Origin of the sequence: Nitrincola nitratireducens (genome assembly GCF_000585235.1) — a bacterium.
GTDB classification, from domain to species: Bacteria; Pseudomonadota; Gammaproteobacteria; order Pseudomonadales; family Balneatricaceae; genus Nitrincola; species Nitrincola alkalisediminis.
This window is the reverse complement of the sequence record NZ_AONB01000015.1, coordinates 66,261-79,968: the sequence shown is the minus strand read 5'-3', so window position 1 is coordinate 79,968 and position 13,708 is coordinate 66,261. Positions and strand designations below refer to the sequence as shown.

Below are 13,708 nucleotides of genomic sequence, written 5' to 3'. Positions count from 1 at the left end.
GGGGCGTCTCCTTAACACACGGCTTTAACTGGATCCAATGTCATGATTTGCTGGGAGGATATCCCTAAAACCACTCTTCGAGTCCGCTCAGGTAGTGCCACTGAACACACTTCGATCCAAGGTTGGGGGTTAGAAGAGAGTAAATTACGGCCTTCATACGCAAAACCATTCCCTCTAAAATCAATACGGTTCCCGTTTAAATTGGATTGAACCTGCAATATTCCCGGAGTGATATCACCGCGCATACTGACCTGATTAGACTGATTATCTCTCAGGAGCCAAAAACGCCAAGGACCCGCAACGGTGGAACAGGCTATTGCTGTCTCAGAGTCCGCCTTACAAAATGAAAAGCTTGTATTACGTTTAATCGCCTCAGAGCGTGCCAACGACAAGGCTGCATGAATTTCATTAATCTGCGAATTAACACGATTACTCAGAACAAATGTCTGGTAATTGGGTAAAGCAATTGTGATTAGAATCGCAAGCACCATGATGCTAACCATCAATTCTATTAAGGTAAGGCCTTGATGACGTTTCATACGCTCACTGTTTCAAACAAGATCTTTCCGTAGTATAGATCAAAAAAATTTGATAATGAACAAATATAACTCACCCACATTCCTCAAGCGACACTCTGATCCCTACAGGCATGTGCAGTTAGAAAATAACGCAGCGATTCCCTTCAATCCGTCCTTTTCCCCTGCAGGATTACGCTCTGAAAAAGAACCCATAGCTTAGTCAAAAGCGTACCTTTTTTTAGCTCATAACCAACATGAATGATAAACTCTTTAAACCAAGACAATGCGAGGCCATACAATGAAGCACATTCGGGGCATAATTTTCGATCTAGATGGTACACTGGTGACCTCATCTCTCGACTTTTTGGCCATTAAGCATGAAATTGGCTGCCCTGATCATGAGGACGTGTTGTGTTTTTTGAAATCCCTGCCTGAACAGAAACAACACGAAGCTATGAGCATTATTCATCGCCACGAATTACGCGATGCTGAACGCAGTGAGTGGATGCCAGGCGCTCGGGCTTTTGTCGATCAATGCCTCGTTGAGAATATACCCATGGCGATCGTGACTCGAAACTCGCATCACCCTACAAGGGTAAAAATCAAGCGCAACTCAATCCCTATTCACCGTGTCATCACTCGGGAAAACTCAAAACCTAAGCCCGACCCTAGCGCCTTGCTCCAGATTGCAAACGACTTCGGACTCTCCACCTATTCAATGTTGATGGTCGGCGACTACAAGTACGATTTAGAAGCGGGTCGGAACGCAAAGATGCACTCTTGCTTAATTAACTATCCTTCTTTACCGGACTATCATCACCTAGCGGACTACACGTTTGAGCATTTTGATTTACTGCACCAAGCCATGTTTAAGTGATTCATAGACAAATAACTGTTAATTTGAGTCCAATGAGCCAGCGATAAAATCCATTACTGCCAAATCCAGGGTTATTCAATTGAAAGCAAATAATAAAATAGGGTCTACCACCGCAGATAATGAGTTAAAGCCGGATGACTCCCAGTCGCATAACGGGCCTAATACTGCTGAAAAAAACGCTCCAACCATTGCAACGCTTGATGACCTTGCCAAACTGACCAATTATTCACTGTTAGAGGCTCTCAATTGCGATCCTGATGCAACCGTCGATGGAGTGGATCACAATCCACGACAGGTTTTCTCCGGTCATTATGTCCCTGTTAAACCCACTCCTATCGAAAACCCTGAATACGTCGCACATAGTAAAGACTTCTTTCAAGAGTTGGGACTTGCTGATGACCTCGCGCAATCCGAAGCCTTCCTGCGCCTATTCTCTGGTGATATAAGCCAAGTCCCTGAACCCATGCGTGACCACGGATGGGCCTGTGGCTACGCGCTGTCCATTTACGGTACTGAATACACTCAGCAATGCCCTTTCAAAACGGGTAACGGATACGGCGATGGACGCGCTATTTCAATACTTGAGGCTGTGATCAAAGGGCGTCGGTGGGAAATGCAATTAAAAGGGGGTGGTCGAACGCCCTACTGCCGTGGTGCTGATGGCCGAGCTGTTTTGCGATCTAGCGTTCGGGAGTTCCTAGCACAAGAGCATATGCATGCGCTTGGCGTTCCTACGTCACGGTCTTTAAGCCTGTATGTTTCAAAGTCAGAAAAAGTTAAGCGGCCCTGGTATTCAGAGGGGTCACACTCTCTCGATCCGGATAGATGGGTAATGGAACCTGTTGCCATCTCAACGCGTGTCGCGCCTTCGTTTATTCGGGTGGGTCAACTCGAACTCTTTGGTCGTCGAGCCCGAAAACAGGAACACCCGCAAGCTATGATTGAGCTGAAACAACTCGTACTTCATTTAATTGATCGAGAATACAGTCAGGTCATCGACCCATCGCTCAGTCTGGAGGCGAAAATACTGTTACTCGCACGAGCGTTTCGTGATCGTTTAACCTCGCTGGTGGCAAACTGGATCCGTGTCGGCTATTGTCAGGGCAATTTTAACAGCGATAATTGTGCCGCTGGTGGCTTCACCCTTGATTACGGCCCGTATGGTTTCTGTCAGGCATTCCACCCCTACTTCCAACCCTGGACAGGTGGCGGACGCCATTTTTCGTTCTTTAACCAACCCATGGCGGCAGAACGAAACTTTCAAATGTTTTGCTCGGCCTTGCGCCCCTTGCTTGAAACTCATTCAGAGGCTGTGGTCCAACTTGATGAGATTCAAGAAGGCTTTACAGAGGTTATGCAAACTAAGCTGGAAAAGATGTGGGCTGCCAAACTGGGCCTCAATACATTTAACGCTGAGCTATTCAACGAACTCATCATGCTTATGCTACAAACGCCCGTTGATTATACGATCTTCTTCCGCGAGCTCTCTAATCTACCTAATGATATGATGCCCCTTACAAAAAGTTTCTACACGGAGGCCATGTCTAAATCAGAGTCACAACAATTGGATGCGCGCTGGGCCGATTGGCTCACTCAATGGACATCACTGATCGCGGAAAGAACACCACAACTCTCTCGTGATGAAATATCCAGTCAGATGAAATGCGTTAATCCTAAATACACTTTACGGGAATGGCAGGTGGCACCTGCTTATCAGCAAGCGAGTGATGGGGATTACGCTCTTCTTCGAGAAATTCAAGACGTCATGACACAGCCCTATACCGAGAAGTCAAAGGATGTGGACGATAAATATTACCGACTGCAACCCGCTGCATTTTTTGAGGTGGGTGGTTTGTCGCATTATAGTTGTTCGTCGTGACAGACGAAGTATTCGGCGACACGTATCAAGTATGAGCAATCATTAATGGCAGCCGCATCTAATCGACTCGACCGTTTTTTAGCACGCAGGTTGCAGCGCTCACTAAAACAAATACGGCTGGACCTCGTTAAAGGACGGGTAAACGTCGACAATGAACTTTGCGATGATCCCTCTCGGTTGGTGAATCAATTTACCCAAATTGATTACGATGGGCTGGTGCTGCAAAACAACCAGCCTATCTACATTCTGTTACACAAACCCATTGGTGTGGTGTGCGCGACGAAAGATGCTCAGCATAAAACGGTCATTGACCTAATCGAGCACCCTCAAAAAAATGAGTTGCATATCGTAGGTCGACTGGATTTAAACAGCTCTGGGCTGGTTTTACTCACCAACGACGGACGCTGGTCGAGTGCACTGACCGATCCTAAGCATAAGGTGAATAAAGTCTATGAAGTTGAAGTCGAGCACCCGATTACTGAGGACTACATTACCGCTTTTGCACAAGGCATGTATTTTGAGTATGAAAACCACATCACCGCACCTGCTTTACTAAGAATTCTTTCAGTAAACAAAGCACAAGTCGTACTAACCGAAGGTAAATACCACCAAATAAAGCGTATGTTTGGTCGGTTTCGCAACCCTGTACTTAAACTGCACCGAGTTGCAATTGGAAATTACACTTTACCGCCTGATTTAAAGGTTGGTGAATGGCAGTTACTCTAAATGCACAAGGTGTATTATTTGTTTTTTCGGCGACTAGGCCGAATACTCAAACATCTCTGTTAGAATTTGTTCTTTGTAGCCAGCGATGGACCTACGCATCGCCTTTAAAAATGACAACCGGATTGACACAATGAACCAAGAGCAACCGAACAACCCTTTACATGGTTTAAGTCTCGAGAAAATCGTCACTCGCTTGGTCGAGCATTATGGCTGGGAGGGTTTACATGCACACATCAATATCAACTGCTTTCACAAGGATCCATCAATCAAATCGTCACTCAAGTTTTTACGCAAAACCCAGTGGGCTAGAGACAAAGTAGAATCTCTGTATATCAACACCTTTGCTTGACATCTTCCAGCCTCAGAATGACTGGGTTTTACGCGCTATTCGATAAATCACACATCGACTAATGTATCGTCACAGGAGCCTTCGACATGAACCGTATGATGCTTTTATTAACCGCCCTTGTGATCAGTGGCTGTGCTTCGATTCCCTCCGATTTGCAAACAAATACTGAACAAGCACTCCTGCCTTTTTCAGCGACAGCGACGAATGGACCAACGGGCCAAAATGTGCGTTGGGGCGGTGAGATTGCCAAAATACATAACCTACAGGAAGGTAGCCTACTGGAAGTGGTTGAGTTTTCATTGAACAGCACAGGTCGTCCAGTGAAATCAGATACCAGCGGTGGTCGATTCCGTATTTTAGTATCTGGATTTATCGACCCCGCTATTTATGTGCCAGGTCGCCTCGTCACAGCCTTGGGCAATTTCTCAACCACTGAAGACGATAAGGTAGGAGAGCAATCTTACGTGTTTCCGGTACTCCATGCCCAACACCTGCATCTTTGGCCTGAGGTTAAAGAGTCTCCAACCCAACAATGCAATTGCGATCCCTTTTTTCTACACAGAAGCCTTATGATGCGGCCGATCATCGTCGTACCCGCCGATTCGAAAAGATCTGACTAGTCGCTAACTTGCATTAATTTACCTGAAGTTGGCAGACTCTCTGCATCAGATCAATCCTATTGAAGGAGCCCTATGTAGGTTGGATAACACTTGCATAAGGACTCTACGCGACGTCCATCAATTTAATTTATGCTCTTTGCCATGGCCTACTCACACCAAAATCGGTTATGTTAGGTCTCCTTTCAGACGATGACGCACCTAAAGGTTATTCGGTCGCGCCACAGCAGCTATTTCAGGATTTAAACCATGTCATTAAGTCAACGTCCAACGACCTGGGTGATGATCTTTCTTCCCTTTGCTCTGGGCTATTATCTTTCTTACCTGTTACGGACCGTAAATGCCGTCATTTCGCCCGAACTGACAAGGGATCTAGCCCTGTCTGCAGCGGATCTTGCTTATTAACCAGCGCCTACTTTTTGACCTTTGGTATCGCACAAATTCCGCTCGGCATTGCACTGGACCGTTATGGACCCAAGCGAGTTCTAGGCTGTCTATTGCTCCTGGCGGCTGGTGGTTCTGCTGCCTTTGCAATGGGGAATTCATTGGGACAATTAACCTTGGCACGGGCACTAATCGGCTTCGGCGTGTCGGCCTGTTTGATGGCGAGCCTAAAAGGGTTTGCTATGTGGTACCCGGCTGAGCGTCAAAGCTCAATGACGGGCTATATTATGGCCGCCGGTGCGTTGGGCGCATTGACCGCCAGCACGCCGATGGAGGCCATGCTTCCCTTCCTTGGATGGCGCGGTGTGTTCTGGCTCATTGCATGTATTGCTGCCGCCTTGTCAGTCTTTGTTTTTATCGCCCTCCCTGGGGATGCTCAACAAACCTCACGGGAATCGCTTAGCGCCACATTAAAATCGGTCGGAAAAATCTTTGTGGCACCAGACTTCCTGAGATTTGCAGGCTCTGCAACTTTCTTTACAGGCGGTTTCATGGCAATGCAAAGTCTTTGGGCTGTGCCTTGGCTCATGAACGTCAATGGCTTATCCCTTAGTCAAGCGGCCAGCTATTTAATGACGCTCAATCTTGGCATGTTAACGGGACAACTCTCGGTTGGTATCTTTGGGACAAGACTGAGCCAACGAGGCATCACTCCACTGAACTTTATGCAAATAGGCTATGGCTTGATGCTGATTGTGCAAGGCTTGATTTTGTCCGGTTGGGGTCCGATTTTAGTCTTTTGGTTCATGCTTGGCATGCTATCAGCCGCCAATGCACAAACCTATATTGCAACAGCGGCTAACTTCCCTAAATCCGCCTTTGGACGAGTCAGCACTGCCATCAATCTGATGGCTTTCGCAGGTGCCTTTATTGTTCAGTGGGGACTGGGCATTGCGCTGGATATTCTTCAGCAAAACGGCGTATCCATGTCCGGTTCATTACGCATGGCATTCGCCGGACTCATCGCCTTGCAAATACTGAGCTTTATTCCTCTGGTATATAAAAAACGCCTAGATAAATAGAGGCCTTAAGCCAACAAAGCCAACAAGGTTTCTTGATCCGTTGGTATACCTGCACGACCTGTTTCATCAAACAAGGCATCGGCCAATGCCTGCTTTTGCTGTTGCATCTGCTGGATACGCTCTTCCACCGTATCCGCTGCAACCAGTTTGTACACAAACACAGGCTTATCTTGGCCTATACGGTACGCACGATCCGTGGCTTGTTGCTCAACCGCTGGATTCCACCAAGGATCCAAATGAATAATGGTGTCTGCCGCCGTCAGGTTTAAACCACTGCCTCCGGCTTTCAAACTAATCAGAAACACCGGAACATCGCCAGATTGGAAACTGTCGATTGCTTCCTGGCGCTTTCGCGTCTGGCCTGTCAGCTTGCTGTACTCCACATTCAGCTCTTTTAACAAGACCTCTAGCAACCCCAATACGGCGGTGAATTGCGAGAAAATCAGCACTCGCCGCCCTTCGTCTAATAACTCAGGCAATGTATCCCGCAGCCAATCCAGCTTAGCACTTCCCTCTATCTGAGCAGCCTTGTCCAGCTTTACCAGTCGAGGGTCAATACAGGCTTGGCGCAGTTTCAGAAGCGCATCAAGAAACTCAATGTGGCTGCGAGCCAAACCTTTCGTCTCCACTAATTGTCGAATCCGTTGTTCCATACTGATGCGAATACTCTCGTAGAGCTCACGCTGCTGTCCTTCGAGCTCCACATACTGAATGATTTCCGTCTTGGGTGGCAGCTCTTGTACGACATCTGTTTTGGTTCGACGCAGCATGAAAGGCGCTACCCGCTTCGCAAGTGCTTGCTGCGACAAACGATCCCCTTCCTGCTCAATGGGATGGCGATAGAATTGATTAAACGACTTTAAACCTCCAAGAAGCCCTGGCATTGCAAAATCCATTAAGGCCCAGAGTTCACCCAAATGATTCTCCAAGGGCGTTCCCGTTAAACAAAGGCGATTGGCTGCATCCAGAGTGCGAACCTGCTGAGCAACCTTAGTATTGGGGTTTTTGATCGCCTGCGCTTCATCCAGCACAAGTAGCGAAAACTTACGCTTTTTATAGCGATCCGCATCACGCAAAAGCAGCGGATAACTGGTGATCACCAAGTCACATTTACTGATTTGATCAAACTGTGTGGCGCGGTTCGAACCATGAATCAAACAGGTTTTTAACTCAGGGGTGAACTGAGCTGCTTCGCGTTGCCAGTTGCCCATCAAACTGGTCGGTGCCACCACTAGAACAGGCCGCTTATATAAGCGCTTCTTGTCTTTCAAGCTTTGAATCAAACAAAGAGTCTGCAGCGTTTTGCCCAACCCCATATCATCCGCCAGAATGCCACCAAATCCATACGCTTGTAAAAACCCCAACCAGTTCAAGCCTTGCTGCTGGTAGGGGCGCAATTGTGCTTGAACATGCGTAGATAAAGGTAACTCTTCTAGCCCAGCATAGCTTTTAAGTTGTTTGACAAGCTTGGTGGTGAGCGGTGCCTGACGCTCATCCAATTCCAACGTGTCAGCCAACTGTGCTGCCTGAAAAGGGGGTAAGGAGACAGGTTTATCGAGTTTATTTTGCGAATAAAGCTCTAAAATCAAGCTATACAAGGACTTCAAGGGTTTCGTATCAATTCGTATCCAGCCATCGGTCAAAGGCAAACAGAGTTCATCCGGACTGCCCTCTTCTAGCCATTGTGCAACAATATCCTGTGTACTCAGACTTCGTTTATCATCAACGGGCAGATTCAATGCAAAATTGAACCAATTATTTTTACCATCAAGAAGATGAATATCAAATGCCGCCGATTGCACTGGCAATGCATAATCCGGGTCAATCTCAATCTGCCAGCCTTGAGCTTCTAAGTCAGACAGCCCCGTCTCCATAAAGGCTTGCCAATCATGCAACATCTGACGGCCATTAGGATTTTTGGGCACCCAAACATCGCGAAAGCCGCCCATCCGCCTTACCAATCCCAACTCATAGGATAGCAACTGCTGAAGCCAAACCTCCTCAGCAGACACATCTCGTTGAACAAGGTAGGTTTTGCCATTGTGTACACACACCTCAGGCTGGGTAGAGATCATGGCATCAAAATCAAGACCAACTCGATAGCCACCGTAATCAAATGCGACGAGGACACCTGGCAAAAGAACACCGCCATCAACCTCTCCCACGAACACTCGTAAACACGGAATTGGTGTATTCTCAATAACTGTATCGACCTCTTCAGGGAGCGGAACTTGCTCTGGAGTCAGATAACAGCGCAATGTCGCACTAAATTCAGCCATTTGTGCAGGTTCGATAGGCGGCAACTGAAGAAGGTGTGTGATTTGCTGACTATCGAGTAACGACTGTAGCACTCCGATACCATTGCGTTCTAAATCCATATAGCGCGGTGGATTAACGGGCAGGAGTTCCCAGCGGCTGGCATCCTGCACCTCAGGCAATAAGTGCTGTCCTTCATCCCCCTCTTCCCAGCGCCAACTTAGAGTTGTTGTTGGAAGTAATTGGATAGGCAATAACACTGAATTCGACGCTTCCACCCGATACATGCGCTCAGTACTGAGTACTTGGTCCAGCAGGAATGCCCCTGACTCCCCTTCAATCTGAAAACCTGAAGGGCCTTGCGCGCAGCCCATTAAAAGACGCAATATCTGCACATCAATTGGAGACATGAACTCCGGTGCTCTATAAATCAAGCTGTAAGGTTCCGGAGTATAGCGACTGATCTGACTCCACGTTCCATCCTGTCGCAAATAGGCCTTACGAAGACTCAGAAACCATTGGTCAGATGCGGCCTTATTCAAAAAATACAGTAGATAGAAGCGACTGGGAATCGGTGCTAAAGCAGCGGCGCGATCCGACAAGGGCAAAGCATCTAGCCACTCCCGCCAAGCAGTGGTACCCTTTTTTTTGGCATTCGCCTGTTTGATCTCATCAGCGTGCTCAACCTGTTTAGGTTTAATTGATAACCAATGAAGTGCAGCGGCGACGCCATGCTTGCAGTCAAGTGTCACTGGGCATGTACAGATAGATGAAGGTCCATCCTCCGTCATAAACACATCGACATCATAACGATTTCGGCCTCGTCCCTTCACCTGTGCACTAAAGGTCTCACTCGCCTCGTCATAGCCTAGCATCTTCACACGCTTCTGCTTGAAATACTCCACCCCTCTCTGAAAGGTTGCAGAGTCCGTCATTTTTTGGATGCCAGTGATAGTGAAGTTGAGCATAGTGACCAATGTAATCCTTAAACAAGTGGGCATTTTATCAATAGATTGCGATTGTAACGCTCAACAAGGATAAACACGAACGCTAAGTCGAAATAAGTTAACGGATTTGTTTCCCTCCTTAGCTGTGAAAACAGATAGACATCCCTTTCATCACTAAAGATAAACCTTAAGCTTAATCATTTGCATTTATAATTAGATATCTATATGATCAAATGCATTCCGTAACAGGCTAGCCAGTGTATTAGCCAGCGCAGGGTCCTATCCATCAACTTCGTCATCCTGACTGCCTCATAATGCTTAAAGAACCTTCGACTCATAATGATTTAGGTATGCTCTACCGTCAAAACAGGCAATGGTTATTGGGTTGGCTATGCAAGCGGCTTGGCTGCAACCACAGAGCAGCAGATTTGGTGCAGGACACCTTTGTGCGTTTATTGAAGCGAGATGAATGGCAGCATGCTCGTGAACCTAAAGCCTACTTAATGACCGTTGCAAAGCGGGTATTGATTGACCATTGGCGACATCAGCGCATTGAAGACGCCTATCTTGAAGCCTTTAAGCCAACACACGACATACCTGATCAGGTGGCACAACATGCCATTGAGCTTTTAATGGACTGGCAAACCCAAGCGGCTCCAAACACATGGGATCGAATTCTTGATTGGCGCCGAGAACACCCTGATCATGAGCGCGCCTGGCAACAGATTGAAGTCACTTACAAACACTTTGCCGCACTCTCTCCAGCCTCCACCGAGCTTGCACGCCAAACACTTAACTCATCCCAGCAGACTCGCAGGCGTACTGTAAAAATGCTGACGCTGCTCTGCGTTGGTGTTGGTGGCGGTTTACTGCTCAGCCAGCAACCCGATCATACGATCCAACAGGCCTATCACCAAACGGACACAGGAGAGCAGCTGACACTTGAGTTAATGAACGGAAGTCTCGTACAGCTCAATAGCCGGACGATTATTCAACTTGAGCGCAACTTGGAGGATATACAGATACGTTTACTGCAGGGCGAAATTTTTATTCGCACGGCGGCACTGGACTCAAGTGCTCCACGCCTACCCTTGTTCGTTACCACACAACAAGGGCTACTCACGCCCGTTGGCACAGAGTTCAATGTGCGTCAGTTAGCAACGACAACCGAAGTCTCCGTTCTAGCCGGGCAGGTCTTGTTGCTTTCCGGCCCAATCACACAACCTCACGTCATCCCGACTGGACACGTTATAACCTTTTCTAAAGATCAGCTACTTGAACAGCGCCCCATACACCCATCGGATGCGGCATGGACACATGGCATGCTAATCGCAGAAGGTATGCCCCTACGGCAGTTTATTAATGAACTGTCTGTTCACCACTTGGGTGTGATACGGCTAGATCCTGCGCTAGACACCTTAAGAGTCTCTGGGAGTTACCCAATCCACGATACCCAGAACGTCCTAGAAAGCCTCAGCTATAGTCTGCCGATACAGTTAAAGCACGTCTCGCGCTACTGGATTTCTCTGCATCCATCAAAGGAACTTAAAAAATGAAAAAAGATGGACTGATTTTCATTCTTAACCGTCAAGGTAGGTAAATGACGTTTCTTTGAGGATGTATTCATGTCATACACGGTGATTGCTGTACCTTTTAAACGTAAACCTATATCGCATTTGCTGTTGCTCGGTACCCTTTGTGTCGGTATCCCGGCGGGCATGCTCCCCTCCTCTGTAATGGCCTCATCGATGCAGGAAGCATCAACAAGCCGTCACTGGAATATTTCGGCAGGTCCCTTAGGACAAGCGCTCAATACACTGGGTCAACAAAGCGGCATTCTACTTTCTTACTCAACCGATTTAGTCGAGGGTAAATTCAGTGCGGGGTTGTCCGGTCATTACACGGTACAAGAGGCCCTCGATCTTTTACTGTCTAGCACCGGGCTCCAATCATCCCCCATCATGAGTGGCGGTTTTCTAATCCGCGCTAGAGGTCAAACAGATACAGATCAAACCGTTTTATTGCCTCTAATGAGAGTTGAAGGTGGATACGCTCGCTCAGGTTTTTCATCTCTTGAAAGCGGTGAAATGCGCAATGCCATGCGAGGGGATCTTGCAGAATCGCTCAGTATCATCCCGTCAGTTCGGGTTGCAGATCGTAGCAGCTCCAGCTTACAGCAAGGGGATATTAAACCAGCCGAGTTTTCCATCCGAGGTGCCGCACCCTATCAAAACAAACTGATGCTAGATGGTGCCGCGATTGATAATCTAATGGACCCTGCACAGCGTGAGGGGGTGGGTAATTACACCAGTGTTGCTGGCCACTCGCAAAGTATTTTTATCAATAGCGACTTTCTGCAACACGTAGAAGTCATCGACGTAAATGCATCCGCAAGTGAAGGAGGATTCACAGGCGGGGTGATCAAGGCAGAAACCAAAGCCTACCAAGGTGAAGATAGCTTTAGCATCAGCCGTCGTATGACCCGTGACAGCTGGACAACCTTTCATGTTGACCCTGTGCAGCAGGGTACGTTTGGTGATGCGGCGGCCCAGCTGCCTGTCGGACTACCAGGTGAATTTCAGCCCAACTTTCGCAAAGACCAAACCAGCATTCAGGGTGCCACTCGCTTAGGGGATATCGGAGTGTTTGCAGGATTGGATTTAAATGTCAGTGCAGGGCTCAGCTCAGATGAGCGCTACTTTGAAAAAAATATTATGGACCAGTACAAAAACACAACGGTCTATGACGGCGGCATGATCGGTGGCTATGGTGAGTTAGAAAACGAACAACACACCCTTAATACCACACTAAAATTCAGTTCTCCCTTGGCTGATACCTTAAGCTTTGATTATGGCGGTGAACTGCGCTGGACTCACTTCCGTCAAAATCGACTCAATGATTTTATTTTCAATGAATACAGACTAGATTTTACCCAACCACTGCCTCCTCAAATAGGCCTGGGGTCTTGGTCTCCGGCGGATCAATTTAAATACCGCCAAGTCATTTACCAAGCAGGTAAAACACAATTTTCCAACCTAAACTCAGCGGCTTTTGCTGAATTGCACAGCGATCAGCAACGTATTTTCTGGCGCACGGGTTTGCGTCTTGAGCGAGATGCCTGGCTAGGGAATACCAATGTCGCACCGCGATTAAGTGGGGGGATTTATCTGGATGACGATAAACGTTACCGCCTCAGTGCTGGCGCAAACCGCTATTATGGCAAGTCGTTCTTAGCCTACCGACTCAGAGAAAAAGAGCGTGATTTAATTGTCGAAACCTCACGGACCTCTCCTACTGGTGAGTTTATGCCAGTTGACCTGAGTCGCCGCTGGCTCTACCAAGATCTCGATACACCTTACGATGATGAAATTAATCTGGGCATTAGTGGCCCCGTATTATCCGGTGAAGCGGGTCTTGTCATGGTTGAACGACGCGGAGAACGGCAGGTACGTACACAGCAAGACACTGCAAAGGATCTCAAATGGTTTGATAACTCAGGGTCCAGTCGTACTCACCAGATTGATCTCTACTGGCGCTCAACACCAGCCGAATGGCTAGGTGCCTATTGGGCTGTCAATACCTCTGCATCCTGGATGGACAAACAAACTGACACAACCTATGGCAATGATTCATCGGGCTATCTGTCTAGCATCAACGGCGATGAAGAGGTTTGGTTTGACGGTAAGCGCATCCTTAAGCGAGATCTACCTGCCAGTAATTTTGCCACACCCGTCAGTGTCAATTTAGACCTGATTACTCGCAGCCCTAATGATCGTATTCAATTGCGAAATGCTTTTGCCTTCACGAATGGCTATCGTTACTTACGTAACCTGGGTCGTGATACAGCGACAGGTCTAAGTCGATACGATGTTTACAAACAAGGCAGTACGCTTCGTTGGGACATGAGCCTAGACTTCCGCTTACTGGAGTCAAAAAACTCACCCTATTTACGCGTTGATGTCGTCAATGTCACTGACAATCAAAACGTCGTGAGTGCTGAATCGAATGTCCAATTGTTTGGAGTGGGACGCCAGTACTGGCTAGAACTGGGGTATAGGTTTTAGGCAAGACGA

11 protein-coding genes are annotated in these 13,708 nt (G+C 47.6%); 9 read left to right on the top strand and 2 right to left on the bottom strand.

Annotated features, from left to right (window positions below):
- Positions 1-11: 11 nt before the first annotated feature.
- Positions 12-539 carry a GspH/FimT family pseudopilin gene (locus D791_RS12900; RefSeq protein ID WP_036512331.1) on the bottom strand — a complete coding sequence of 176 codons (528 nt, stop codon included), beginning with the start codon at positions 537-539 and terminating at the stop codon, positions 12-14.
- A 277-nt stretch (positions 540-816) separates the two neighbouring features.
- On the opposite strand from D791_RS12900, the gene D791_RS12895 reads away from it, so the two are divergent.
- From D791_RS12895 to D791_RS12870, 7 genes are all read left to right on the top strand, one after another.
- Positions 817-1,395, top strand: a complete 579-nt coding sequence (locus D791_RS12895) for an HAD family hydrolase (RefSeq protein WP_036512328.1) — start codon at positions 817-819, stop codon at positions 1,393-1,395.
- Between the two features lie 79 nt (positions 1,396-1,474).
- Entirely contained in the window at positions 1,475-3,274 is a 1,800-nt protein-coding gene (locus tag D791_RS12890; protein ID WP_237748643.1) for a protein adenylyltransferase SelO, read from the top strand.
- A gap of 45 nt (positions 3,275-3,319) precedes the next feature.
- On the top strand, positions 3,320-4,000 hold the full coding sequence (locus D791_RS12885; protein ID WP_036512326.1) for a pseudouridine synthase: 681 nt from the start codon (positions 3,320-3,322) through the stop codon (positions 3,998-4,000).
- A 130-nt stretch (positions 4,001-4,130) separates the two neighbouring features.
- Positions 4,131-4,349 carry a VF530 family protein gene (locus D791_RS12880; protein WP_036512323.1) on the top strand — a complete coding sequence of 73 codons (219 nt, stop codon included), beginning with the start codon at positions 4,131-4,133 and terminating at the stop codon, positions 4,347-4,349.
- A gap of 86 nt (positions 4,350-4,435) precedes the next feature.
- Complete coding sequence (locus D791_RS12875) at positions 4,436-4,969, top strand: Slp family lipoprotein (protein ID WP_051514507.1); 534 nt, start codon at positions 4,436-4,438, stop codon at positions 4,967-4,969.
- 246 nt (positions 4,970-5,215) lie between these two features.
- Entirely contained in the window at positions 5,216-5,371 is a 156-nt protein-coding gene (locus D791_RS20420; protein ID WP_202806875.1) for a hypothetical protein, read from the top strand.
- A 14-nt stretch (positions 5,372-5,385) separates the two neighbouring features.
- Positions 5,386-6,432, top strand: a complete 1,047-nt coding sequence (locus D791_RS12870; RefSeq protein ID WP_202806874.1) for an MFS transporter — start codon at positions 5,386-5,388, stop codon at positions 6,430-6,432.
- 5 nt (positions 6,433-6,437) lie between these two features.
- Here D791_RS12870 and D791_RS12865 read toward each other — a convergent pair whose 3' ends face one another.
- Positions 6,438-9,656, bottom strand: coding sequence for a DEAD/DEAH box helicase (locus D791_RS12865; protein ID WP_051514506.1), 3,219 nt, complete (start codon positions 9,654-9,656; stop codon positions 6,438-6,440).
- Between the two features lie 329 nt (positions 9,657-9,985).
- Between D791_RS12865 and D791_RS12860 the strand changes: the two genes are divergently transcribed.
- Positions 9,986-11,191, top strand: a complete 1,206-nt coding sequence (locus D791_RS12860; RefSeq protein ID WP_036512321.1) for a sigma factor — start codon at positions 9,986-9,988, stop codon at positions 11,189-11,191.
- A gap of 69 nt (positions 11,192-11,260) precedes the next feature.
- Positions 11,261-13,699, top strand: coding sequence for a TonB-dependent receptor (locus D791_RS12855; protein ID WP_036512319.1), 2,439 nt, complete (start codon positions 11,261-11,263; stop codon positions 13,697-13,699).
- Positions 13,700-13,708 lie beyond the last annotated feature (9 nt).